The organism is Desulfosporosinus shakirovi, from assembly GCF_020595055.1.
In the GTDB taxonomy this organism is placed as follows: Bacteria; Bacillota; Desulfitobacteriia; order Desulfitobacteriales; family Desulfitobacteriaceae; genus Desulfosporosinus; species Desulfosporosinus shakirovi.
The window spans coordinates 1-23,476 of the sequence record NZ_JAJDOO010000053.1 but is presented as its reverse complement, the minus strand read 5'-3'; the positions used below and the strand labels follow the sequence as shown (position 1 = coordinate 23,476).

Annotated in this window: 26 protein-coding genes, 2 pseudogenes and 1 riboswitch; of the genes and pseudogenes, 27 read left to right on the top strand and 1 reads right to left on the bottom strand. The window is 45.8% G+C overall.

Features of this window, described 5'->3' with window-relative positions; translation table 11 throughout:
* Positions 1-554: 554 nt before the first annotated feature.
* From LJE72_RS24255 to LJE72_RS24210, 10 genes and pseudogenes are all read left to right on the top strand, one after another.
* The gene (locus LJE72_RS24255) at positions 555-926 is read left to right on the top strand and encodes a plasmid mobilization protein (RefSeq protein ID WP_229250580.1); all 372 of its coding nucleotides are present in this window, start codon (positions 555-557) and stop codon (positions 924-926) included.
* Entirely contained in the window at positions 886-2,277 is a 1,392-nt protein-coding gene (locus tag LJE72_RS24250) for a relaxase/mobilization nuclease domain-containing protein (RefSeq protein WP_229250578.1), read from the top strand. The genes LJE72_RS24255 and LJE72_RS24250 overlap by 41 nt, the downstream gene beginning before the upstream one ends.
* Positions 2,228-3,064, top strand: coding sequence for a PcfB family protein (locus LJE72_RS24245; RefSeq protein ID WP_229250576.1), 837 nt, complete (start codon positions 2,228-2,230; stop codon positions 3,062-3,064). The genes LJE72_RS24250 and LJE72_RS24245 overlap by 50 nt, the downstream gene beginning before the upstream one ends.
* A gap of 6 nt (positions 3,065-3,070) precedes the next feature.
* Positions 3,071-3,973, top strand: coding sequence for an ArdC-like ssDNA-binding domain-containing protein (locus LJE72_RS24240; protein ID WP_229250574.1), 903 nt, complete (start codon positions 3,071-3,073; stop codon positions 3,971-3,973).
* A gap of 15 nt (positions 3,974-3,988) precedes the next feature.
* Positions 3,989-4,180: a hypothetical protein gene (locus LJE72_RS24235; protein ID WP_229250573.1), complete on the top strand. Its 192-nt coding sequence runs from the start codon at positions 3,989-3,991 to the stop codon at positions 4,178-4,180.
* Positions 4,167-5,926: pseudogene (locus tag LJE72_RS24230) on the top strand (VirD4-like conjugal transfer protein, CD1115 family). The gene LJE72_RS24235 and the pseudogene LJE72_RS24230 overlap by 14 nt, the downstream one beginning before the upstream one ends.
* Before the next feature lie 22 nt (positions 5,927-5,948).
* Positions 5,949-6,254: a TrbC/VirB2 family protein gene (locus LJE72_RS24225; protein ID WP_229250571.1), complete on the top strand. Its 306-nt coding sequence runs from the start codon at positions 5,949-5,951 to the stop codon at positions 6,252-6,254.
* A 12-nt stretch (positions 6,255-6,266) separates the two neighbouring features.
* Positions 6,267-6,488 (top strand): hypothetical protein, encoded by a 222-nt coding sequence (locus LJE72_RS24220; RefSeq protein WP_229250570.1) that lies wholly within the window; start codon positions 6,267-6,269, stop codon positions 6,486-6,488.
* A 63-nt stretch (positions 6,489-6,551) separates the two neighbouring features.
* Complete coding sequence (locus LJE72_RS24215) at positions 6,552-7,391, top strand: hypothetical protein (protein ID WP_229250569.1); 840 nt, start codon at positions 6,552-6,554, stop codon at positions 7,389-7,391.
* Positions 7,392-7,415: 24 nt separating this feature from the next.
* Positions 7,416-8,000 (top strand): DUF3560 domain-containing protein, encoded by a 585-nt coding sequence (locus LJE72_RS24210; protein WP_229250568.1) that lies wholly within the window; start codon positions 7,416-7,418, stop codon positions 7,998-8,000.
* Between the two features lie 71 nt (positions 8,001-8,071).
* Here LJE72_RS24210 and LJE72_RS24205 read toward each other — a convergent pair whose 3' ends face one another.
* Positions 8,072-8,482 carry a hypothetical protein gene (locus tag LJE72_RS24205; protein WP_229250567.1) on the bottom strand — a complete coding sequence of 137 codons (411 nt, stop codon included), beginning with the start codon at positions 8,480-8,482 and terminating at the stop codon, positions 8,072-8,074.
* 88 nt (positions 8,483-8,570) lie between these two features.
* Between LJE72_RS24205 and LJE72_RS24200 the strand changes: the two genes are divergently transcribed.
* The 17 genes and pseudogenes from LJE72_RS24200 to LJE72_RS26935 all read left to right on the top strand — a co-directional run bounded on the left by LJE72_RS24200 (position 8,571) and on the right by LJE72_RS26935 (position 23,115).
* Entirely contained in the window at positions 8,571-8,768 is a 198-nt protein-coding gene (locus LJE72_RS24200) for a hypothetical protein (RefSeq protein WP_229250566.1), read from the top strand.
* Between the two features lie 61 nt (positions 8,769-8,829).
* Positions 8,830-9,195: a PrgI family protein gene (locus LJE72_RS24195; protein WP_229250565.1), complete on the top strand. Its 366-nt coding sequence runs from the start codon at positions 8,830-8,832 to the stop codon at positions 9,193-9,195.
* Entirely contained in the window at positions 9,188-11,524 is a 2,337-nt protein-coding gene (locus LJE72_RS24190) for a VirB4-like conjugal transfer ATPase, CD1110 family (RefSeq protein WP_229250564.1), read from the top strand. The genes LJE72_RS24195 and LJE72_RS24190 overlap by 8 nt, the downstream gene beginning before the upstream one ends.
* Before the next feature lie 74 nt (positions 11,525-11,598).
* A complete protein-coding gene (locus LJE72_RS24185; RefSeq protein WP_229250563.1) occupies positions 11,599-12,006 on the top strand; it encodes a DUF6075 family protein in 408 nt (135 codons plus the stop codon).
* Between the two features lie 33 nt (positions 12,007-12,039).
* Positions 12,040-13,656 (top strand): hypothetical protein, encoded by a 1,617-nt coding sequence (locus tag LJE72_RS24180; protein ID WP_229250562.1) that lies wholly within the window; start codon positions 12,040-12,042, stop codon positions 13,654-13,656.
* Between the two features lie 252 nt (positions 13,657-13,908).
* The gene (locus tag LJE72_RS24175; protein WP_229250561.1) at positions 13,909-14,571 is read left to right on the top strand and encodes a TetR/AcrR family transcriptional regulator; all 663 of its coding nucleotides are present in this window, start codon (positions 13,909-13,911) and stop codon (positions 14,569-14,571) included.
* Entirely contained in the window at positions 14,549-15,436 is an 888-nt protein-coding gene (locus LJE72_RS24170; protein ID WP_229250560.1) for an ABC transporter ATP-binding protein, read from the top strand. The genes LJE72_RS24175 and LJE72_RS24170 overlap by 23 nt, the downstream gene beginning before the upstream one ends.
* A 16-nt stretch (positions 15,437-15,452) precedes the next feature.
* On the top strand, positions 15,453-17,036 hold the full coding sequence (locus LJE72_RS24165) for an ABC transporter permease (protein ID WP_229250559.1): 1,584 nt from the start codon (positions 15,453-15,455) through the stop codon (positions 17,034-17,036).
* A 113-nt stretch (positions 17,037-17,149) separates the two neighbouring features.
* Positions 17,150-17,241: riboswitch (cyclic di-GMP riboswitch) on the top strand.
* Positions 17,242-17,342: 101 nt separating this feature from the next.
* Complete coding sequence (locus tag LJE72_RS24160; protein WP_229250558.1) at positions 17,343-18,053, top strand: response regulator transcription factor; 711 nt, start codon at positions 17,343-17,345, stop codon at positions 18,051-18,053.
* A gap of 474 nt (positions 18,054-18,527) precedes the next feature.
* Positions 18,528-18,950, top strand: a complete 423-nt coding sequence (locus LJE72_RS24155) for an RNA polymerase sigma factor (RefSeq protein ID WP_229250557.1) — start codon at positions 18,528-18,530, stop codon at positions 18,948-18,950.
* 561 nt (positions 18,951-19,511) lie between these two features.
* Entirely contained in the window at positions 19,512-19,658 is a 147-nt protein-coding gene (locus LJE72_RS24150) for an SHOCT domain-containing protein (protein WP_089284438.1), read from the top strand.
* A gap of 77 nt (positions 19,659-19,735) precedes the next feature.
* Positions 19,736-21,607 carry a recombinase family protein gene (locus tag LJE72_RS24145; RefSeq protein ID WP_229250555.1) on the top strand — a complete coding sequence of 624 codons (1,872 nt, stop codon included), beginning with the start codon at positions 19,736-19,738 and terminating at the stop codon, positions 21,605-21,607.
* Between the two features lie 9 nt (positions 21,608-21,616).
* A complete protein-coding gene (locus LJE72_RS24140; protein WP_229250554.1) occupies positions 21,617-21,790 on the top strand; it encodes a hypothetical protein in 174 nt (57 codons plus the stop codon).
* Positions 21,784-21,933, top strand: a pseudogene (gene rhuM / locus LJE72_RS24135) (RhuM family protein); the annotation flags it as partial. The gene LJE72_RS24140 and the pseudogene rhuM, both read left to right, overlap by 7 nt.
* Positions 21,903-22,433: a hypothetical protein gene (locus LJE72_RS24130; RefSeq protein WP_229250552.1), complete on the top strand. Its 531-nt coding sequence runs from the start codon at positions 21,903-21,905 to the stop codon at positions 22,431-22,433. The pseudogene rhuM and the gene LJE72_RS24130, both read left to right, overlap by 31 nt.
* A 185-nt stretch (positions 22,434-22,618) precedes the next feature.
* On the top strand, positions 22,619-22,891 hold the full coding sequence (locus LJE72_RS26940) for a hypothetical protein (RefSeq protein WP_449508561.1): 273 nt from the start codon (positions 22,619-22,621) through the stop codon (positions 22,889-22,891).
* The gene (locus tag LJE72_RS26935; RefSeq protein WP_449508560.1) at positions 22,873-23,115 is read left to right on the top strand and encodes a hypothetical protein; all 243 of its coding nucleotides are present in this window, start codon (positions 22,873-22,875) and stop codon (positions 23,113-23,115) included. The genes LJE72_RS26940 and LJE72_RS26935 overlap by 19 nt, the downstream gene beginning before the upstream one ends.
* The last annotated feature ends 361 nt before the right edge of the window (positions 23,116-23,476 follow it).

Sequence of the window (23,476 nt, the reverse complement as noted above, 5' to 3'; positions counted from 1 at the left end):
TATCAGGTTCATTATCTTTTCAGAAAATCTTGTCGAGTTTTCCTAGACCATTATAGTAGGCGTTTATAGGCGTTGAGAAATCAACGCCTTTTCTTTTTACCAAACCCATAAATGAGAATCACCATATGAAAACCTATTGGACGGAAATTAAAGAGATAACACTTTGCACGACCATTTAGGCTGTGTGAAGTCCGAAGTCATGGTACACAAAGCATACAGTAATTCAGTCTCTATTCTCGATGCGGAGTCTTTTACCACAAAGGAAAAAGAAATGGACGTTTGTAACAAAAGCCAACGGCACCGTGGGCAGGAGCGATAACCTCCTGCTCTTTCTTTTTCGGCCAGTTGTATTTGAGAACAATCGTCACCCACTCACAACACAAGACCCCTGTCTTGTGTTGTAGCAAGCACTGAATTTGGATAGCCAAATTCGCTTGTTAGGGGTTTCTGCCCCTAATACCCCTTACGCTTCACTCCTGTTTTAATGAAGAATCGAGGTGTTAATTATTGAAGGACGCTGCGCTTTTGTGCCCTGTACGAAAGGAGTCTGAACGATGAGAAAACGGAGAATCTCAATCCTTGTCCGGCTAAATGCCCAGGAACAACAGAACCTTGCTAAACAGGTGAAGAAATCAGGACTTTCACAGGAAGCATTTATTCGTTCTCTTATCAATGGCTATATGCCCAAGGAACTGCCCCCTCCAGATTACTTTTCCATGATACGCGAGCTTCATGCTATTGGCAGCAACCTGAACCAGATCGCGGCAAAGGCCAATGCTACGGGGCATATTGACACGACAGTATTTCAGTATGAAGCCAACCGAATCAAACGAACCGTACAAGAAATTCAAGCAGCGGTCACAGCCCCGGAAAGGAGGAATAGCGATGGCAACCACAGCGATATGGGATGTAACCGACCGCCTTGATCGGGTGATCGACTATGCCACCAACCCCCAAAAGACAGAGAACCTTGATTTTTCCAGTCCCGACTTTCAGGGCTTGCGGAATGTATTGGACTATACTCAGCAGGATGCTAAGACAGAAAAGCAGTTTTATGTCAGTGGCATCAACTGTGATCCAGACACCGTCTGCCAGCAAATGAGCCGGACTAAGCTCCAATTTCAAAAGACGGACGGCATTCTGGCTTTTCATGGCTACCAAGCCTTTGCGCCGGGAGAGGCCACCCCGGAAACTGCCCATGCCATCGGTATGAAACTGGCAAAAGAGTTATGGGGCGAACGCTTCGAAGTAGTAGTTTCCACTCACCTTGACAAACAGCATATTCATAATCATTTTGTCCTGAACTCCGTATCCTTCATGGACGGCAAGCGGTATTACGACAACAATGCCACTTATGCCCTCATGCGGCAGACCTCCGACCGGCTGTGCCGGGAATATTCTCTTTCCGTCATTGAAAACCCGAAGCGGGGCAAATCCAAGCATTATGCCGAATGGAAGGCCGAGCAGGAAAACAAACCTACCTGGCGGGGCCTCATCCGGGAGGATGTTGACAAATCCATTGATACCTCCATGACCTTTACTCAGTTTATCGCCGCCCTCCGAAAACAGGGCTATGAGGTGAAAACTGGCGTGAAATATATGGCGGTACGCCCTCCGGGAAAGGAGCGTTTTGTCCGGTTAAAGACTTTGGGGGATGACTACGCCGAAGAAGCCATCAAACAGCGCATCCTGCAAAACCGAAACCCCAAGCGGCTCCCACCCTTGCCGGAGCCGAAGCGAAAACGCTGTACCCTCAAAGGCTCCATCAATACAGTGAAAAAGATAACCGGCCTGCAGGCGTTATACTTCCACTACCTATATAAGATGGGGATTTTGCCTCACAAACGTGCGTCCAACAAAAGGACGCATTTTTTGTTGCGCGAAGACCTCCGGCATCTGGAGGAAATCACCGCGCAAACCAAGCTGCTTTGCGTGCACCATATTTCTAGCAAAGAGCAGCTTTTCACATATCAGTCCGCCGTGGAGCAGGAAATAAGCGCCCTGTATGCCGACCGTAAAGCCATTTACAACCAAATACGCCGGTGCAAGGACGAGGAAAAGGTATCGGTCTATAAGGAGCAAATCGCCGGGCTTTCCAAAGAGCTCTCCCTGCTACGCAAGGAGGTGAAGCTTTGTACGGGCATCCTGTCCCGTTCCTGGGAGATCAAGGAAAAGCTGTCCCGGATCAAGCAGGAGGAAATTGAGCAACGAAAGGAGGAAAAGACCTATGAACAGCGGAGCCGACGCAGCGGATCAAATCGTCAATATGAGCCTTAAAGGGATTGAGGTGCTTGCTAAAATCTCCGGCGAGGGCGCGAAAAACCTTGCCACTTATCTTTATGCCGTGCTGAAAGACCAGAAAAAGACCAAAGGCAAAACCCGTCTGGAAAGCCTTTTACGCAGCGGTAAGGAGCTAAAAGTCTTTGCAGTCAAAAATGAGGACTTAAAGCAATTTACTTATGAAGCCAAACGCTATGGCGTCCTTTACTGTGCCCTGAAGGATAAAAAAAGCCTGGACGGGATGTGCGACATCATGGTGCGGGCCGAGGACGCTTCCAAAATCAATCGCATCGTTGAGAGGTTCAAGCTGGCGACGGTGGATACCGCAAGCATCAAGAGCGAAATTCAGAAATCCAGAGCCGCCAAGCAAGCGGAGAAAACGCCCGATGAAAAGGCCCCTGCCGAGAAAGGAACGCCCGCCGAAAAAAGTACGGACGATTTTCTGGATGAACTCATGACACAGCCTGACCAGCCGGAGCCTTCACTCCAACAAGCTGAACCTGTACCTGAGCAAATCGACAACCCAAACCCCACGACGGCAAAGACGGAGAAACCCCTTCCGTCCGAGCCTACCTCCGAGCGCAGCGGGAAATCCGCCGAGGGTATGATTGAGCCGGAACGGAAATCTGTCCGTCAGGAACTGAAGGAAATCCGGGAGGCGCAAAAGGAGCAAGCGGAACCCAAGCGCGAACAGACCAGGGAACAATCCAAATCCACCAAGCCGCCTGCCAAATCCAACAGGCCGAAATCAAAGGCCAAATCTAAAAAACTGAAAGAGAGGTAAATTCCTATGAGTAATTATGATGATCTTTTCCGGCATGAAAACGAGCAGCCCGCCCCCCAGAGCGATCAGCCCTTTGACAAGGAGGCGTGGGCACAGAAAAAGCAGGAGCAGCGGGAAACAGTATACACCATGATTGACGACACGGCAGGTGCCGTATCGCAGGACGGCGCAAAGTTTCAGGGCTATTTGGATGTACAGAGCCGTTTCGACCGTTACAGCGTTTCCAACTCCCTGTTAATCCTTGCGCAGAAACCTACAGCCACCCGTATTGCGGACTTTGATACATGGAAGGAGCAAGGCGCGTACATCCGTAAAAAGGAATCCGGTTTTTACATCCTGGAACCTGGCGAAGAATACCAGCGCGACGATGGCACCACCGGCATCAGCTACAACCCCAAAAAGATGTTTGACATCGCTCAGACCGGTAACAGTCGCAAGCGGGAAACACCATCCTATCCCGACGAGCGTACCCGCCTCAAGGCGCTGATGGATCACGCGCCTGTGCCCATTCGTATCAGCGAAACCCTGCCAAGCGGCGTGAACGCCCTGTACCAGCCGGACACGCGGGAAATCCAGGTCCGGCGCGGCATGGACGCGAGCAGTATTTTCCGCGCGCTTTCCCAGGAGCTGGCCCACGCGGAAATGGACACGGGTGATGGTAACTACAACCGTTCCGAGCATGGCTTACATGCTTACTGTGCCTCCTACATGCTTTGCAAGCAGTATGGTGTGGAAACAGGCGGCTTTTACCACTTTGAGGGCGCTCCCCAGATGTTGTCTGCTCTGGAACCGCAGGTGATCCGCGCCGAGTTGTCCGTCATCAAGGAGGCCGCAGGAGAAATTTCCAGCAGGATGAACCGCCTGCTTAACCAGCAGCGGCAGCAAAAACGGCAGGAGCCGGAACGATGACAGGAGGAATCAACCATGAAGGAGGAAAAACGAGTAATCACCCTTGACGGATATGAGCATGGTGTCATGGTGAATGCACTCAATGAACTTAGAAACGACCTGATTGAAGAACAGCGTCCCACCGATGCCGTGGACGACCTGCTTCTCAAAACCATAGACGCCCCGACCAAAAAGCAAAAGAGCAGGAGCCATGATGAGGCGCGATGAAAACGCAAGGAGTAACCTGATACTCTTTGCGTTTTTTTTAATTCCTGTGGTGTGGGCAGCCTTGCTAACCGCCCCCTCTCTTTCCGGCGGACTTCCCGAAATTCTTCAAAACCTCACGGCGGCAATGTACGACCCGTTTAACATCCATTGGGTGGACAATACGACAAAGTGCATCCTGCTCTTTGTCGCCGCTTATGGTATGGGAATTGGGATTTATCTTTCTACCAAACGCAATTACCGGCACAGGGAGGAACATGGCAGCGCCCGCTGGGGCGGCGCGGCGGCTGTCTGCAAGAAATACCGGGATAAAGACTCACAGAAAAACAAAATCCTGACCCAAACGTCCGCATCGGTTTGGATGGCAGGAAGCACAAAAGAAATCTGAATGTCATGGTAGTGGGCGGTTCCGGCTCCGGCAAAACGAGGTTTTACGCTAAACCCAATGTCATGCAGGCCAATACCTCTTTTGTCATTCTTGATCCCAAAGGAGAAATTTTAAGGGATACCGGAAATATGCTCAAGGCCAAGGGCTATGAAATCAAGGTGCTGGATTTAATCAACATGCACCTGTCCCACTGTTACAATCCCTTTGCCTACTTAAAGGACGACAAGGATGTACTGAAGCTGGTCACCAACCTGATCCGCAACACCACACCCAAAGGTTCCAACACCAACGACCCATTTTGGGAGCGTTCCGAAACGGCGCTTTTGGAGGCGCTTATTCTCTATCTTCTTTATGAAGCTCCAAAGAATGAACAGAATTTCCCGATGGTCATGGAAATGATCGCCGCCGCCGAGGTGCGGGAGGACGATGAAACTTACCAAAGTCCCCTTGATGAGTTGTTTGAGCGGCTTGCCATGCGGGAACCGGAGCATCTGGCGGTCAAACAGTACAACATATTCAAGCTGGCGGCGGGCAAGACCGCCAAATCAATTTTAATCAGTTTAGGCGTCCGATTGGAAAAGTTCAACCTATCCACCATTGCCGGCATTACCACAACTGATGAAATGGAGCTGCCCTCTATCGGTGAGAAAAAAACGGCGCTATTTGCCGTCATTCCCGACAATGACAGCAGCTTTAATTTTATCGTCGGAATGCTTTATACGCAGCTTTTCCAACAGCTTTACTATCTGGCTGACCATATCCACGGCGGCAGGCTGCCCCTCCACGTCCATTTTGTCATGGACGAATTTTCAAACGTCGCTTTGCCCGATGAATTTGACAAACTCCTTTCCACCATGCGCTCAAGAGAAATATCCGTGTCCATCATCCTGCAAAACCTGGCGCAGTTAAAGGCTCTGTTTAAAGACTCATGGGAATCTATTGTCGGCAACTGCGACGAGTTTTTGTATTTGGGCGGCAATGAACAAAGCACACATAAGTATGTTTCTGAGCTTTTAGGTAAGGAAACCATCGACATGAACACCTACGGACAGAGCAAGGGACGAAACGGAAGCTATTCCACCAATTATCAGTTATCAGGGCGGGAGCTTTTGACCCCTGACGAGGTGCGGATGCTGGATAACCGTTACGCCCTGCTCTTTATCCGGGGCGAACGGGCCATACAGGATGATAAATTTGATATTCTCAAACATCCCAACGTGAAGCTGACCGCTGACGGCAGCGGCAAACCGTTCCAGCACGGCGGTACGGAAAACGCCATAGATTGGAAAGCCGTAACCATCAACGAGGACAGCGATTACGAGCTTCTTTCCGAGGAAGAACTCGAAACCTTATCCCAGTAATAAAAACAGGAGGAATGATTTTATGAAACTATCCAAGAAAGGTAAAAGAGGTTTTATCATTTACTGCGTACTGGTGCTGATGCTGGCCCTTTTTGTCACCCCTGCATACGCAGCAAACGACCCTCTTCAAGTGATCAACAACCTGTCCGACTTCATTTTCGGACTAATCCGAGCTATTGGCATGATTCTCTTAGGCTTCGGAATTGTGCAGATCGGTCTTTCGCTCAAATCCCACGACCCGTCGCAGCGAGCAAACGGCTTTCTGACCCTTGCGGGCGGTGTTATCATCACCTTTGCGAAAGAGATTTTGGATCTCATTACAGGCTAACAGGAGGTAAAAATGGAATTCCCAATTATAGAAAAGATGCACATCCATTCCCTTGACGGGGAGCTTCGGGAGGCCACGATACACAAGAAAATCGGCGCTAACGATTATCTTGCCGATTATAACGGCGTAAAGTGCCATGCGATCTACAACCCGTTTGTCAATCATTTTTATGTGGATGACAAGTATGGCATCATCAGGGACAAAGTGCCCGGCAGGAATGAACCATGCCGGTAACGATCACAAAGGCAGGCCCGCGTTTCATGCGCGGGCTTTGCCGTTGAAATGAGGTGAGTTTATTTGGGAAGCGGCAACTGGGTGATTGATAATCTTAACAATGCCCTACAAACATGGAATGATAAGCTGGCGGAAATCTGGCAGATCGTCACCCAATCCCCCACAGATTTTAAGGGCGGCGGCATCTGGAACGTCATTGTGGATATCCACGGAGCATTGCAGGCCATTGGTCTTGCCCTGCTGGTGCTGTTCTTCGTCATTGGCGTGGTCAAGACCTGTGGCAGCTTCGCGGAGGTGAAAAAACCGGAACACGCCCTGAAGCTATTCATACGCTTTGCTTTGGCAAAGGGTGTTGTCACCTACGGATTGGAGCTTATGATGGCGCTGTTCAACATCGTGCAAGGGATTATCTCCACCATCATGAGCAGTGCAGGCTTTGGAACAACGACGGACGCTATTTTACCAGTTGAAATTGTGCAAGCCATTGAAGACTGCAGCTTTTGGGAGAGCATCCCCCTTTGGGCAGTGACGCTCATCGGCGGACTGTTCATTACGGTACTGTCCTTCATTATGATCATGTCGGTCTATGGCCGATTTTTTAAGCTATATCTTTACACGGCAATCGCCCCCGTTCCTCTGTCCTCCTTCGCGGGAGAACCGAGCCAGAGTATCGGCAAAGCCTTTTTGAAAGGCTACGCCGCCGTGTGTCTGGAGGGGGCGATTATTGTGCTGGCATGTGTTATCTTTTCCGTCTTTGCGTCCTCTCCTCCGGTGGTGGATACCAGCGCTAGCGCCGTAACAATGGTCTGGGCCTATATCGGGGAGTTGATTTTTAACATGCTGGTACTGGTAGGCGCTGTTAAAATGGCCGACCGGGTGGTGCGAGAAATGATGGGACTATAATTTTCAAATGGGAGGAAAACAAAAATGAGTAATCATGTGATTTCAAGCAGCGACCCCAATGCTTTGGAAAAACTGAATGAGAAGCTGGAAGCCTGTCAAAAAAGTCAGACGTTCATGAAAGAAGTCAACACTTATTACCGCAAATATGGAACCTGTAAGGGTGCGCCCGATATGTCTGATACTTTGGCGGAGACAATCGACAGAAGAATTAAAACAACAACCCACCCGTGGGAAACCGTGCCCTTTCCAAGCTATGATCTTTCCGGCAACAGTGCCGAAATTAAGCGCCTGCAAAAGCGGATTGGGGAGATTATGCGCAATCGTGAAGTCGGCTTTAAGGGCTGGAAGTTTGAGGGCGGCGAGGCAGTAATCAACAATGACCTCAATCGTCTGCAACTGTTTTTCGACGAAAAGCCGAATAGCGAAAAATGTGCCGTTTTGAAGCGCAAGGGATTTCATTGGTCACCGCGAGAGGGCGCGTGGCAGCGGCAGCTTAACGACAATGCCATCTATGCCGTGAACTATGTCGATTTTGTCAAACCGCTTGATGGCAGAAAGCCGACAGACTTGCAGCCGAAAGCTTCGAGCCGGGATACCGGGGAGCGGTGATAATGACAAATGATGTGGTGCGTGAAATGGCAGGATAATAAAAAGATACCGGAAATGAAAATCCAGTATCCTTATATATCCTTGAATTGAACGCCCTCTCCATAAACAACAGGTTCCCCTGTTCGTGGATCAAGCAAATCCCCCTGTTCGTTAAACTGAACTTTGTCAAGAGGTACGCCCATCTCTCTTGCCCTACGGATCTGCCACGCGACATCATCCTCAAAGTGTTTCTCGTCTTGTTTACGCCGTATCGCCTTTATCAGCGACACAATCCAGCTCAACACGGTCAGGCCAAGCAGCGAGAAAAGAATGATGAACGCTAAAGTCTCATGTTCTCCTGCCCATTTGTTCAACACGGTACTGAACAGCAGGAGGCAAAGGATGGGAATCGTCAGCCGGATTTTTCCGGCCACTCTGAATATAAAAGAGAGAATGAGCAATCCCGCCGTAAGGCAAAGGGATATAATTGCAGCAATTGGCATAATGGACACTCCTTTCCATGCAGTCTAATATTTCCATTATATCAAACGGTGCAAATGTAAAAAGTTATCGCCACGAAGGAGGTCCAGCATGAAAAAGTCAAGCTTTGATGAAAAGCTGAAAATAGAGAAGGAAAAACTCAACAGCCTTGCCGACGAAGCCTTGGAAAAGGGTATCCCCCTCAATCAGGATGAAGCGTTTATGGAGCAGAACCGCAAGGTTGACGAATTGGTTGTCAAGATAATAAGGAATCAAGAACGACAAAGGAAAAACCGGCAGGAACGGTAAAACAAGCAGCCCAACAGCGCTTCATTGCAAGGCGCTTTTTTTATTTGGAGGTGATTGAATTTTGGAAGTCAAGATCAACCGGGAAATCCGGGATTATACCGAAAGCATGTTTTTTGGACTGTCCCTGCGGCAGTTCATTTTTTCTGTCCTGGCCGTTGGTATCGCCGTGGGCATCTACTTCGGTCTGCGGGGCTACTTCGGCACAGAAACCGTAAGCTGGATGTGCATTATGGGAGCCGCCCCCTTTGCAGCGCTGGGTTTTATCAAATACCACGGCATGACGGCGGAGCAGTTTTTATGGGCGTACATCAAATCAGAGTTTCTTATGCCTAAGAAGCTGACCTTTTATCCCACCAATAGCTACTACGAGGCTCTGAAATCCACCATTGAAAATCACGAGAAGGAGGAATACAAGCACCATGATTAAGACCCTTCAAAAAATTATGAAGCAGGACAAAGAAAAGTTTGTCGTTCCCAAAGGCGTACAGCAGGCCATCCCGATCCGCACCATCTGGCCGGACGGGATTTTTCGTGTGGGCAACAAGTTTTCCAAGTCCTTTCGCTTTGAGGACATCAACTACGCGGTGGCCTCCAAGGAGGATAAGGAAGCAATGTTTCTTTCTTACTCCGAACTGCTTAATTCCTTTGACAGCGGAGCCACCACCAAAATCACCATCAATAACCGACGTCTAAATAAGACGGACTTTGAAAACTCCATCTTAATACCCCTCCGGGATAATCCCTTGGATGAATACCGCAAGGAGTACAACCAAATGCTGATTGACAAGGCCACCGGAGCCAACAGCATCGTGCAGGATAAGTATGTCACCGTGTCGATGGTAAAGAAGAACATTGAAGAAGCCCGCAATTACTTTTCCCGTATTGGCACCGACCTGATTACCCACTTTTCCCACCTGGGTTCCAAATGCGTGGAGTTGGATACCACCGACCGCCTTAGAATCTTTCATGACTTTTTCCGTGCCGGTGAAGAAACGGATTTCCATTTCGACCTGTCCGACACCATGAGAAAAGGACATGACTTTAAGGACTATATCTGCCCCGACACCTTCGAATTTGAAAAAGACCACTTCCGTATGGGCAGCAGATTCGGGCGCGTCATCTTCCTGCGTGAATATGCCAGCTATATCAAGGACAGCATGGTATCCGAGCTTTGCGACTTAAACCGGAATATGCTGCTGTCCCTCGACATTATCCCAATCCCAACGGACGAAGCCGTGCGGGAGGTGGAAAACCGGCTGTTGGGCGTGGAAACCAATATCACCAACTGGCAGCGCCGCCAGAATTCCAACAACAATTTTTCCGCTGTCGTGCCCTATGACATGGAGCAGCAACGCAAGGAAAGCAAGGAATTTTTGGATGACCTGACCACCCGCGACCAGCGGATGATGTTTGCGGTCCTCACAATGGTGCATATTGCCGACACCAAGGAACAGCTTGACAGCGATACGGAAACCCTGCTGACCACAGCACGAAAACACCTGTGCCAGTTCTCCACACTGACCTATCAGCAGATGGACGGCTTGAACACGGTGCTGCCCTATGGTCTGCGGAAGGTTGAGGCGATACGGACGCTGACCACAGAAAGCACAGCGGTATTTATCCCGTTCCGGGCGCAGGAAATCGCCCACAGCGGCGGCATTTACTACGGGCAGAACGTCATTTCAAAGAATATGATTATTGCCAACCGCAAACACCTGTTAAACGGCAACAGCTTCATTTTGGGTGTTTCCGGTTCCGGCAAGAGCTTTACAGCCAAGCGAGAAATTGTCAACCAGATGCTTTCCAGTGATGACGACATTATCCTAATCGACCCGGAAAGAGAGTATTCTTCTCTTGTCAAAGCAATGGGCGGCGAGATTATTCATATCTCCGCGACCTCTCAAAATCATATCAATGCAATGGATATGAGCAAGGATTACGGCGATGGTGCAAACCCGGTTATCCTAAAATCTGAATTTGTCCTATCCCTGTGCGAGCAACTCATGGGAGGACAAAACCTGGGCGCAAAACAGAAATCCCTGATTGACCGCTGTACGGCCAGCGTGTACCGGAAGTATCTGCAAAGCAACTATCAGGATAACCCGCCCACCTTGCAGGACTTTCACGGAGAGCTTCTGAAGCAGGCGGAGCCGGAGGCGCAGGAAATCGCCCTAGCCATCGAGCTTTTTACCTCCGGCAGTCTGAATACCTTTGCCAAACCCACCAACGTGGATGTGAACAACCGCCTGATCTGTTACGACATTCTTGACCTGGGCAAGCAGCTTCTCCCCATCGGGATGCTGGTGGTGCTGGACAGTATCTTAAACCGCATCACGCAGAACCGGGCAAAGGGCAAAAACACCTTCATCATCATTGATGAAATCTACCTCCTGTTCCAGCATGAATACAGCGCCAATTTCCTGTTCACCCTCTGGAAGCGCGTCCGAAAGTACGGCGCTTTTTGCACCGGCATTACGCAGAACGTGGATGATCTTTTGCAGAGCCATACAGCCCGTACCATGTTGGCAAACTCCGAGTTTATCGTCATGCTGAATCAGGCCAGCACCGACCGGAACGAGCTTGCCAAGCTCTTAAACATTTCCGACCTTCAGCTTTCCTACATTACAAACGTGGACGCGGGAAACGGCCTTATCAAAGTGGGAAGTTCCCTTGTGCCCTTTACCGACCAATTCCCGCGCAATACCAAGCTCTATAACCTGATGACCACAAAGCCGGGCGAACAGACGCAAATCTGACATAACCTTATATGCAAACGGCTGGCCGTACTTTCGGTCAGCCGTTCATTTATTCTATGATGGAGGAAAACACAATGGAAACTATCCGGTTTGCAAACAAGGAACACAAAGACTTTTATTCTCAAATGCTTATTAAGACACGCAATGACGACGCCTATCATCGAGCGTTTTTCTATGCGATGGGTATATGTGCGGAAACAAGGCGCAATATACACACTCTCTTTGACTTCAAAAACGGTGGAATTAACCCCGATGGCCTTTCGTCGGCATGGCAGACGGGCGGCACCCGCCGCTTGTGCCGTTTGGCTTTTAACCTCTGGAACGGCTGGACGGAAGAAGGCAAAGAACAGTATTCCGCGCCCTATGAACTGTTTGACTGCGGTTTTGCGCCCTACTTTTTTGAAGCCATCCGGCTACGCTATCCCGAATATTGCTGGAACATGGAACGCCCCACATCCTGGCTTTCCGAAAAAGCGCGGTAACAATCAGCAATATTCTGAAAGGAGGTGCGCGCATTGAAGGAAATCAAAACTAAATCCATTATAAAGGACATTAAGGCTCTGGATAAAACCGCCGATGTGTCGCGCAGGGCGAAAAATGCCTATATCCGTACCAAGGAGCAAGCAGAACAGACACAGCAGCCGGAACACGACAGCTTTACACAATATGCGGAGGATAAGATTAAGGAAGGTGTGGAAACCGTCACCCGTGAAGCCGGTCATTCCGTTGAGTATCAAGGCAAAAAGACTTTTCAAAAAATCAAGGAACGCCGCAATGCCCGTTCGGATACCTATCGCGCCGATGTTGCCGATGGATATACGGCGGAGCAAACTTCCCGCCACGAAACTGGCAATCTCCAAGCGGGCAACCGGAGTGCGGCTTCCTCTAAAGGAAAGCAAACTGCCCGATCAAAGACAAAAATAGTATCTGAACAGCATAATGTCCCCGCGAAGGCAAGGCAACCAGCACAGCAAAAAGCCACCCAATCCAAAGCAAAGGAAATGGTGAGGCGAAAATATACCCTTTCCAAGCCGAACGAATTGGCAAAACGGCGGTTCGTTCAGAGCAGGGCGAAAGCACGGTTTATCAGCAACAGAGAAATTCAGGGGGCTGAAACTAAAACAGCACAGGTTATTCAAAATCCCGTGTTCAGACCGACTGAAAAAATAACAAGGCGTACAGTCCAATCCAACATCAGCGGCACAGGCCGCGCCGTCAGGCAGTCTGCCCGTTCAGGCAGTAAAGCCCTAAAGGAAACTGCCAAGGGCACGATTAAAACGGCGCGAAAATCAATCAAGACCGCCGGACAGACTGCCAAAGCTGGAGTGAAAACCTCTCAGTCTGTGGCTAAAGCTGCGTCCAAGACCGCACAGGCAACCGCAAAAGCGGCGCAACGGTCAGCGCAGGCGGTAAGAGCCGCCGCCAGATTTACCGTCAGGATGGTCAAACTGACCGTCAAAGCCGCCGCCGCGCTGGCCAAAGGGCTTGCTGCCCTAGTGGGCACAGGCTCGGCCGTCCTTGTCTTGTTCTTAATAATAATCGCCGTGGCTGCTTTGGTATCTTCTCCTTTCGGCATCTTCTTTTCCAGTGAAAACAAAGACCCCGAGGTAACGCCAATTTCTAATGTGGTACAGGAGGTCAACACTGAGTTTGCCGCCAGAATTGAGAACATTAAGGCCGATCACGATGATGTGGATAGCGTGGTGATCCACCACTCCGGCAGTGCCGACAATATCAGGGTGGATAACTGGATGGATGTTGTGGCTGTGTTCGCCGTCAAGACCGCAATGGATCAGGAAAGCGGCATGGATGTTGCCGCCATTGATATGACACGGATTAACCTCATCAAGTCCGTGTTTTGGGATATGAACCTGATTGATTACTATGTGGAAACCATTGAACATTCGGAAACCGAAACCGTGGATAACGGTGATGGTACGACCAGTTCGGAAACCTCTACGACCTATGAGTATATCCTCCATATTACTATCACCAGCAAGACCGCAGAACAGCAGGCCGATGAATACAGCTTTACAGCCGACCAAAAAGACATTATGGAAGAAATGCTGTCCGGGGAATTTCGTCCGATGATGTATATTCTTTTGGGCATGGATGTTGATACAGGATTATAACGGTATAACAACTCCAAAATCTCAATAACCACCTGCTGGTGGGTGAATTAGGCAGCGAGGCTGTCAAGCTGGCCTTATCCCGATTAGGCGACCTATATTGCCAGATCAATGCCGGCCAGGACGATATTAGTGCTATGTAAAAAAAAATAATTTTATAGATTCATAAAATACACATAGACTATTGACCAAAATGGTAAATGAATGATATAATAATTTTGACCAAAATGGTAAAAATAAAGGAGGCGACTTGCCATGACTTTAGAAAAGTTAGGGAACTTGGATAAAGAAAGAAAAGATGCAATCATCAATGCGGCACTTATGGAGTTTGCAACTAAAGGTTATGATGAAGCTTCAACCATCATTATCGCCAAGAATGCCGGAATCTCGAAAGGATTGATGTTCCACTATGTGAACAGCAAAAAAGATTTGTTTTTATACCTCTACGACTATTCCTTAGAGATCATATTAGATGACTTTTGGGGTTCAATCAATATGAATGAAAAGGATATGTTGGTGCGTTGCCGACAAATCGCTTTTATAAAGATGGAATTGCTCCACAAGCATCCTCAGCTTTTTGATTTTTTTCAGGCGGCCATATATACCGATTCCCAAGAAGTCAAGATTGAACTGGATAAAAAAGGCAAAGACATTAGAGGAAACAGCTTTCACAAATTATTTGAGAATATTGATGAGACAAAATTTAAGGATAATATTGATATTCAAAAAGCAAAGGATTTGATTATCTGGTCTTTGAACGGGATTGCGGACATGCTCCAGCAGAAAGTAAAAGGCTTGACGTGGGAAGAGATCAACTATGATCAACTGATAGCCGAGTGTGACAGCTACTTTGAGATACTGAGAAAATCTTATTATAAAGAAGGAGGAATTGAAAATGAATGCGATTTTAGCAAATGAGCTTACCAAATATTATGGCAAATACAAGGCTTTGGACGCAATTAATCTGGAAGTTCACAAAGGTGAAGTATTTGGCTTTATTGGCCCAAATGGCGCTGGTAAGTCCACTACCATACGCATACTGCTTGGGTTATTGCGCAAGAACGGTGGTAAAGTTGCTTTACTCGGAGGCGATCCTTGGAAAGATGCAGTGGAGCTTCATAGACGGATGGCTTATGTGCCCAGCGATGTAAACCTATGGCCTAATCTGACCGGTGGAGAAGTCATTGACCTTTTGGCACGGCTAAGGGGTGAATTGAATAAATCAAGACGGGCTGAACTTTTGGAACGGTTTGAACTTGATCCGACAAAGAAATGCCGAACCTATTCCAAGGGGAACCGACAGAAAGTTGCCATCATAGCAGCCTTTGTATCCGATGTGGAGCTGTTTATTCTTGATGAACCGACAACTGGACTGGATCCGCTGATGGAAGCGGTCTTCCAGCAGTACATTACTGAAGCCAAACAAGCAGGAAAGACGATATTACTGTCTAGTCATATTCTTGCTGAAGTTGAGGCGCTTTGCGATCGAGTCAGCATCATAAAGGGTGGAAAGATTGTAGAATCTGGAACCCTGAATGAATTGCGTCACTTGACACGTACATCCATAAGTGTTGAAACTAAAAAGACTGTGTCAGGACTTACTGAACTTCCAGGTGTTCATGAGGTAAAAGCAGATGGTTTAAAAGTAAAATTCAGTGTTGATCCTATGGCACTGGATGCAGTATTACATCATTTGACGCAATTTGGAGTATGTGCGTTGAATAGTGCACCTCCTACCCTGGAGGAATTGTTCATGCGCCATTATTCGACCGCAACTAAATAAAAGGGAGGGAAAAATCATGATAAATAGTGAGTTTGCCGGCACAGGTAGGTTAATTCGGCTTGCCTTGCATCAAAACAGAATATTAAGGATGATTTGGCTGCTGCTACCGGCGCTGATAGCGATTGGTACTGTATCCAGCTACTCTTCCATGTTTACTACTCAACAAGAGCTTCTGAAGTTTATTAATGAAAGCGTTTCCAACCCAGTGGTAATTGGAATGCACGGTCATGTACTCACAGCGACCTTGGCCGGGTTATCTGCTTGGAAGATAAAGGTTCTTTCGCAGCTTATTGTGGGGATCTTTAACATTATTGTTGTTATTAAACTGACAAGAAGCGAAGAGGAGTCCGGAAGGTTTGAATTATTGGGAGCAACTGTAGTGGGACGTCAGTCACATTTAGCCGCTGCGCTTATAGTAGCTTTTGGAACTAATCTTGTGATGGGTCTTTTAATAACCTTAGGACTTAGCAGCAAGCTGCCGTTAGCCGGATCAATCTCAATGGGATTAATGATTGCCTTGAGCGGATGTTTGTTTGCGGCAATGGCAGGAATTGCTGCACAGCTTACAGACGGAGCACGTGCAGCTAGTAGTATAGCCATATCAGCGTTTGCTGCTATGTTCATTTTATCGTTTCTTAATAATACGAATGTAGAGTCAGGTGGACTGCTCTTAATAACTCCATTTAGCTGGTTCTTTGCGATACGACCCTTTGCGGGAGATCGGTTCTGGATTTTCGCTATGATACTGTGTCTTATTTTCGTATTCACTATAGCGGCTTTTATCTTGTCCTCAAAAAGGGATGTTGGCGAGGGGATTTTTCATCCGCGTTTGGGAAGATCAGAAGCGGCACCGAGGTTTAAAAGCCCCTTAGCACTTTCATGGAGGCTTCAGCGTGGAATGTTATTAGGCTGGACAGTAGCCTTGGGGGTATTTGGTTTCGGTATTGGAAGTGTGAATCAAACAGTAGCTAAAATGTTTAACGAGAGTTCTTCTATGGCTAGCTGGGTACAGGAATATGGTGGTCCCAACGAAGCATTTTTTGCTCTTGTTCTTTTTGTAATGGCATTATTTACATCAGCGTATGCATTGCTTGCAGTTTTACGGCTTCGTTCGGAAGAATCAAGTCTGAGAGCCGAGCCGTTGCTCTCAGCATCGGTAGAACGGGTTAGATGGGCGGTAAGCCATATTATTTTTGCCATTGTAGGTTCCACCATTATTATGATCACTATCGGTATCACTTCTGGCCTGAGCAGCGGAGTAATTGCAGGTGATGTCTGGAGTGAGCTTTCGAGAACTTTAGGAGCATCTATAGTAAAGCTTCCTTCGATTTGGGTTATGGCAGGAATAGCAGTTCTGCTTTTTGGGTTGCTGCCAAAGCTTGCAACAGGTTTGAGTTGGGGGATATTTGGGATTTTCCTGATCATCCAATCTATCTGGGAATTAGGACAGGTTAACCAAGCTGTATTTAACTTATCACCGTTTGCTTATGTGTATCCAAACCATAGCATCACAGCTATGCCACTTGTTATTCTTACTCTAATAGCAGGAATATTAATTGTAGGGGGACTCATAGGATTTAGACATCGTGAGATTGGTTGATACGGTTTCTTATTTAAGTGTGTTTATCTATCGGATGAAGAATTGGATTCTTTGATACTATCTTTAACCTAAAAGATAGATATAGTTCCTTTTTAAGATTTATTAAAGGTTAATAATGTAAAGGGCAAACCTATCAAAAGATAGGGACGCAAAGCCATAGGATCTAAGGTGTATAAGAAAACACTATGATAGCCTGGCTGCCGCGTAGGATCATATATAAACCTGCCCTCTTTTGTGGCGGGTTTTTCATTTTTTAGCGCGAGAAGGTGTATGACGGATACTATATTTTAGAAAGGAGGCATGTCTTTGGAAATTTGGATATTAGAGGTAAACAATAATCCCAGCAATTTTGAAGCAGCTCAAAAAGAGTGGCTAAAGCATCATGTATTCATAAAAATGGTAAAATCTATGCCGGAAGCATTAAACCTACTAACGAAGATTGACTTTCTTCTTGTTGTAATTATCGCTGATAGCGTAGAATACCTACCACACTTGAAACTTATGCGTGATATGAAGCCAATGCCAATTTTAGTATTATCACCAAAGTACAATGCCTCTGAAAAAGTGGAAGCTATCCAACTTGGTGCTGATGAATATTTAGCCTATCCATCCACTGCTGAAGAAATTGTAGCGAGTGGAAGAGCCATGATACGTCGGTATACTGTTCTTAACCATCAAGTAGAAAAGCCTATAACCATCATTACATATCACGAAATATCTGTGTGTGTTGAATATAGAAAGTTGTTCCTAAAGAGCAGGGAGATTGAACTGACGCGAAAGGAATTTGACCTGCTCCATCTTCTATTTTCGAGTATTGGCCGTGTATATACTTATGAACAGATTTACAGGCATGTTTGGGCTGAGGAAATGGAAAGTGTGTCTGGAAATTATGCTGTGTGGTGTTTGGTAGCAAGGGTCAGAAAGAAACTCCGATCTGTCCAGGATACATTGGAATACATCAAAACCGTGCGGGATGTAGGGTACTGCATTGATATGGCTTTGGAGCAAGTTCTATAAACAGCTTGATTACGACAACCAAGCTGTTTTTTTGTCTGAACTTGCGGTATTTTATAGGTTTATGACAAGCATATTATAGGTTTATGACAAGTTTCTACGATATAATCCCCTTTGTGACATGACATGGGGATTATTGGAAATTGACGCGTCGTTATTCCGTTTCCCCATTAAGGGGGATGGAATGATATACGCTTATGAAATACGACTATGGAAAAAACGACTAAGAAACCGAAAAATAAGAAAATGCTCAAGCGCCGTGAACCTTAACTGGATCACGGCGCTTTTTATATCGACACGAAATTACATAAACTCAAATAACTTACCAATATATTCCATTATAACTACGAGCGCACCGGATTTTAGGCAGGTGTGCTTTTTTAATGTCAAATATGAGCGGTATTTGTCTCTTTCAGGCTGCCGCTCTCCACCTTCTGTTTTGGTTTTTCACAAAAAAATCAAAACGGAGGTTTGGAAATGAAGAAAATCAATTTGCGGGACTATTACCCGTTCTATCAGGCTGACTTTTTTATTGAAGTAGCAGATGAGATCGCGCTATCGCTGAAACGTTTTGACCTGCATGAAAACGCCTATCAATTGCGTACATACAGACACAAAGCGTATTACTCCCTTGACCGGAACGACGGCATTGAGCATGAGATTGTGTTTCTTTCATTATCTCCAGAAGAGATTTACGAAAGAAAGGTCACAAATCAGGAGCTTTATGCCGCCATCAACAGTTTACCGGACAAGCAGGCCAAACGGATTTACGCTCATTACTTTTTGGGCATGAGCAAGGTAGCCATTGCGAAAGCAGAAGATGTCAGGGAAAGCGCAGTCAGAGAATCCGTTGAGCGCGGACTAAGAAATATTGAGAAGTTTCTAAAAAACTTTCTCTAACACCCTGCGGTTTTGCCTCAAAAATGAAATGGCTATTAGAGGGAAAACTTCTACCCCCTCAGATGAACTTTGACAATTGAATAGGTGTATTTCCGGTACGTTCCCCGTATGTCCTGAGAAGGAAAGCCAGATTGCAGGTACGCCAAGACCACCTGTCCGGCCTCAGTCGGATCACAGCCGATGTATCCATCCCCATGCTGTTACGGATTGGATGAAAGTAAGGTGCGAGCGATCAATACCCGTGCAATGAATAAATGTTGGTTGCATTTAAGGCGGCGACACATACGGAGGGATAATGATACTTCCGTCCAGCCACAGTCCGAGCGTGATAAAACCGTCGCAGGCAATGGGGGCGGCTTGCAGAGATCCTGGGAGAGGTGAAATTCCTATGAGGACGACCAGCCAACGTCTGCCGGAAAAGCCATGAAACAATAAAATCAAAACAGAAATGCAGGTCAGGGGTGCGTCTGTTCGTGCGAGTATATATGCGTACTCAATTAAGGGCGCACTCCTGGTTCTGTAAATCCAAGAAATGTTGGTGATTGCTAAGGGAGGATCATTATGAAGGAAAATTTGATTCGATATAGCATGCAAATTGCTATGTTGGGGCAGCTACTGGCTCTAGCATTAATTACAGAGAAAGAATTCTCTTTGATAAAAAACAGGCTGATGCAGGATTATGGTGTTATTTCAGACCTGACATCTTAATTTGCACATTTGTCATATAGCCGATAGATTATTATACTGATTCCGTAATAATAAAAAGCTGAAAGGAGGACTTTATTATGCATGAAGTTGAAGTAATCAAGGCAAACAGAAAAATATCTGACCGCACATCCGGAAAGATAACGGATATTTTGCGTGTTGCTCCTTATGCAAGAGTTAGTACGGATTCAGAGGAACAATTAAACAGCTATAAATCACAGGTTGCATATTATACAGACTTAGTGGAAAAGCGCATAGATTGGGTATTGGTAGACATTTATGCTGACGAAGCGATAACAGGAACACAGGTAACGAAGCGCGAAAATTTCCAGCGGATGATTAACGATTGTATGGATGGGAAAATTGATATGATCATTACAAAGTCCATATCAAGGTTTGCAAGAAATACGTTGGACACATTGAAATATGTTCGTATGTTAAAGGAAAGAAATATAGCTGTGTTGTTTGAAGATGAGAACATTAATACAATGACAATGGACGGAGAATTGCTGCTTGTAATATTAAGCTCCGTAGCACAGCAGGAAGTAGAGAACATTTCTGCCAATGTGAAAAAGGGCTTAAAGATGAAAATGAAGCGCGGTGAGCTGGTTGGCTTTCAAAGCTGTTTGGGATACGATTATGATCCCACCGACAAGAGTATCTCTATTAATGAAGCAGAAGCCATTATTGTGCAATACATATATGATCGGTATATTGATGGTGCAGGCGCTTATGTAATCGCAAAAGAGCTGACCAAGCTTGGCTATAAAACCAAATATGGCAATACAGAATGGCATGATACGGCAGTATTGGGCATTATAAAAAATGAAAAATACAAAGGTGATGTTTTGCAGGGCAAAACTTTTACTGTTGATCCTATTTCAAAGAGAAGATTAGATAATTATGGTGAGGAAGATCAATTCTATGTAAAGAACCACCATGAGCCCATTGTCAGCGAAGAAATCTTTGAAAAGGCGCAGGTGATTTTAAGCAGAAGGGGTTCTAACCGCCGTGGAGTTGAAAAAGGAAAACGTGAAAAATACAGCCGGAAATTTGCTTTCAGCAGCAAACTGGAATGTGCCTTTTGTGGAAGTAACTTATCGCGCCGGAATTGGCATAGCGGAAGCATTCATGAAAAAGTCATCTGGCAGTGTGTAACCGCCACAAAGAAGGGCAAGAAATATTGCACTCATAGCAAAGCACTTGAAGAAACGCTTATTGAGGGTGCTTTTGTAGAATCGTACAAACTGCTGTGCTATAATAATTCCGATGTGCTGGACGAACTTGTAAAGAAAATGGAAACCATTTTAAGCGGCAATGATTTTCAGAAACGGCTGAATAAAATAGAAAATGAAATTCGCGCCTTAGAGCAAAAACGCAACAGGCTGATTGATATGCGCTTAGAGGAAACGATAGACAAAGCTGCCTATGAGAAAAAATACGAAGAATTTGAATTGGTCTTAGGTGATTTGTCAATTGAGAAGGAACAGTTGGAACAATCTTCTAAAGAAGAAATTGACTTGGGAAAACGGATTGAGCATTTCCGTAAAGTACTTGAAAAAAATGAAGTTCTTACAGCCTTTGACCGCTGTGTCTTTGAGAGCATTGTAGAAAAGGTTATTATCGGCGAGATTGATGAGGACGGGAATCCAAATCCATACAAGCTCACTTTCGTTTATAAAACCGGCTTTTTTAATACTGTGCAGAGTAAAATGCATAAGCAGTTTAAAAAAAAGAGACGGCAAAATGATGTGGTAGATTTGCCTTCCTATTCCATGGCCGACACATATAGAGGTAATAATCCTGTTGCAGAGGATATAACGCTGATATACCAAGGGTTTGCAAGGATGGATATGAAAATATGTTTTGACGTGAAGGCTATCTTTCACGTCTTTTCTTTTGTAAAATGTAATTGTACGTGTGTCATATCCAGTCTATGCTTACACAAATAAAAGATTGAGATGAAGAATGTTCGAATCATACAGCCTAAACCCAAAGAAAATAGAAAACTCAGGGTTGCCGCTTACCGCCGCGTCAGCACCTCCGGGCCGGAGCAACTGCGCAGCCTTGAGATTCAGATAAAGACTTATTCGGAGATGATAAAAAGCAATCCCAACTGGATTTATGCCGGATAGTTCAAAATGAAGGTTCACGTCAAGTTGCACGCAATATTAAACATTATAATCTGCAAATGATTATTGCAGTAGGTTTTAAAGTAAACAATGAACGAGCTGTTCAATTTCGTAAATGGGCAAATCAGATTGTAAAGGATTACACTTAGAACCGTCATTCTTCAATCGGTCATCATCCATAGCAAAGCCTTTGATTCAGCCAAACGCAGTTATTAGCATCAAAAGCCTGTTGCCCTACCTCAAGAATAAAGGATTAGTTGTTTTTCAAGAAAGCGATTCAGTGGGGTCATTCCAGGATGTAGATTTAATGCCATTGCATACACAGGTACAAACATGGATTTGGAATACTGTAGCAAAAGAAGGTGGCAATATTCATATGGGCATGAATTTATATTCGGTGTTTAAGCAGGCAGGGTTATCAATCACCCAAATAAGGGCGGAAGCAGTCTTACAAACGCTGGAAACTGGTAGTGATCTTGCATGGGTTGTTCAAATGATGCTGCCTCGTATTATCAAATTGGGTGTAGTTAATCAAAAAGAAATTGAAATTGATACATTGGAAGAACGTTTAAATAGTGAACGGCAAAATGCTAATACAGTATTTGTAAGAGATATGGCATTCGGTATCTGGGCAACTATGCATTAATGATAAGCTCTACACAGACCTTCACATATTGAGCACAACCGGAAGCCGACAAATTCCAATTTTACTTAATTGAATATAACTAATTTCTGAAAATTAGCGGGAGTATTTTCAAAAATGAAGATACCCCCGCCTTTTTTATGCACATTTTTAGGGACTCATATAAAAAGAAGAATGGAGGAAAGAAAATGGCAAACGAAACAATGCGTATCTTTTTCCCTCTGAAGATCGTCAACTATCCTCAGTATGACTGCACAGTGGATGAGCGGGAGGATATCTCGTCCAGAGAGGCGGTGCAGGGTATGAAGATCAAATTCTTGCCGCCATCGCAAAGGAGAACCGGCACTTTGAAAACGGCCGTGGCCTTGCCCAATATATCCACGATGAAACTCTCGATCAGAATCCGTCAGTGGAGATCGTCGAAGGTGAGCTATGGGGAGTTATGGCCGCCGGGATCATAGAAGTTATCTCAGGAGAGGAACCTGCTGAACTTCTTGAATTTGTATCTAGGCAAAACTCCGACGGCTACATCGAAAGCCTGGAACAGCGTCCTATCAAAACGCCGGACGGTGAAATGTATGGTAGCTTCTGGAATCATGAGAACTATTCCCTCAAGTTGGAGAGTAAAATAAAAAACAGCGATCCAGATCCTGGAAATAGCAGTTCTGTGATGGAAGGAATGTGAATGAGCAAAGTATTCTTCATCATCGGCCTTGAAACCAACACCAGTATCCGCGAAGTCGGACTCATGAGTGGCATTCCTGAGGTGGAGGACATACAGGGGTGTCCCCAGTAAATCCGACAAACCCCCTTTAAGCAATTGAGTACCTAAAACGACGGTTATTAATGAATTTCGAAAGAATAAAGTTATCCTTCCGGTATTCACGACTTTAGAATTGTTAATAACTGCATTTATGATGATCAAAATGTAAAACTTAAAGAATTACTCAAAAATTGTAACTAAAGTTTCGCACCCCTAAAGTTCAAAAAATAGCCACTTTTCCGGTTTAAATGCTCATGTTTAATTAAAGCCAATCAGCATTTAT

Excerpts from the sequence above, each read along its gene's own strand:
- LJE72_RS24255 (WP_229250580.1), top strand. The coding sequence starts at position 555 with ATGAGAAAACGGAGAATCTCAATCCTTGTCCGGCTAAATGCCCAGGAA.
- LJE72_RS24250 (WP_229250578.1), top strand. The coding sequence starts at position 886 with ATGGCAACCACAGCGATATGGGATGTAACCGACCGCCTTGATCGGGTG.
- LJE72_RS24245 (WP_229250576.1), top strand. The coding sequence starts at position 2,228 with ATGAACAGCGGAGCCGACGCAGCGGATCAAATCGTCAATATGAGCCTT.
- LJE72_RS24240 (WP_229250574.1), top strand. The coding sequence starts at position 3,071 with ATGAGTAATTATGATGATCTTTTCCGGCATGAAAACGAGCAGCCCGCC.
- LJE72_RS24235 (WP_229250573.1), top strand. The coding sequence starts at position 3,989 with ATGAAGGAGGAAAAACGAGTAATCACCCTTGACGGATATGAGCATGGT.
- LJE72_RS24225 (WP_229250571.1), top strand. The coding sequence starts at position 5,949 with ATGAAACTATCCAAGAAAGGTAAAAGAGGTTTTATCATTTACTGCGTA.
- LJE72_RS24220 (WP_229250570.1), top strand. The coding sequence starts at position 6,267 with ATGGAATTCCCAATTATAGAAAAGATGCACATCCATTCCCTTGACGGG.
- LJE72_RS24210 (WP_229250568.1), top strand. The coding sequence starts at position 7,416 with ATGAGTAATCATGTGATTTCAAGCAGCGACCCCAATGCTTTGGAAAAA.
- LJE72_RS24205 (WP_229250567.1), bottom strand. The coding sequence starts at position 8,482 with ATGCCAATTGCTGCAATTATATCCCTTTGCCTTACGGCGGGATTGCTC.
- LJE72_RS24200 (WP_229250566.1), top strand. The coding sequence starts at position 8,571 with ATGAAAAAGTCAAGCTTTGATGAAAAGCTGAAAATAGAGAAGGAAAAA.
- LJE72_RS24190 (WP_229250564.1), top strand. The coding sequence starts at position 9,188 with ATGATTAAGACCCTTCAAAAAATTATGAAGCAGGACAAAGAAAAGTTT.
- LJE72_RS24185 (WP_229250563.1), top strand. The coding sequence starts at position 11,599 with ATGGAAACTATCCGGTTTGCAAACAAGGAACACAAAGACTTTTATTCT.
- LJE72_RS24175 (WP_229250561.1), top strand. The coding sequence starts at position 13,909 with ATGACTTTAGAAAAGTTAGGGAACTTGGATAAAGAAAGAAAAGATGCA.
- LJE72_RS24170 (WP_229250560.1), top strand. The coding sequence starts at position 14,549 with ATGAATGCGATTTTAGCAAATGAGCTTACCAAATATTATGGCAAATAC.
- LJE72_RS24165 (WP_229250559.1), top strand. The coding sequence starts at position 15,453 with ATGATAAATAGTGAGTTTGCCGGCACAGGTAGGTTAATTCGGCTTGCC.
- LJE72_RS24155 (WP_229250557.1), top strand. The coding sequence starts at position 18,528 with ATGAAGAAAATCAATTTGCGGGACTATTACCCGTTCTATCAGGCTGAC.
- LJE72_RS24150 (WP_089284438.1), top strand. The coding sequence starts at position 19,512 with ATGAAGGAAAATTTGATTCGATATAGCATGCAAATTGCTATGTTGGGG.
- LJE72_RS24145 (WP_229250555.1), top strand. The coding sequence starts at position 19,736 with ATGCATGAAGTTGAAGTAATCAAGGCAAACAGAAAAATATCTGACCGC.
- LJE72_RS24140 (WP_229250554.1), top strand. The coding sequence starts at position 21,617 with ATGAAGAATGTTCGAATCATACAGCCTAAACCCAAAGAAAATAGAAAA.
- LJE72_RS24130 (WP_229250552.1), top strand. The coding sequence starts at position 21,903 with ATGGGCAAATCAGATTGTAAAGGATTACACTTAGAACCGTCATTCTTC.
- LJE72_RS26940 (WP_449508561.1), top strand. The coding sequence starts at position 22,619 with ATGGCAAACGAAACAATGCGTATCTTTTTCCCTCTGAAGATCGTCAAC.
- LJE72_RS26935 (WP_449508560.1), top strand. The coding sequence starts at position 22,873 with ATGGCCGCCGGGATCATAGAAGTTATCTCAGGAGAGGAACCTGCTGAA.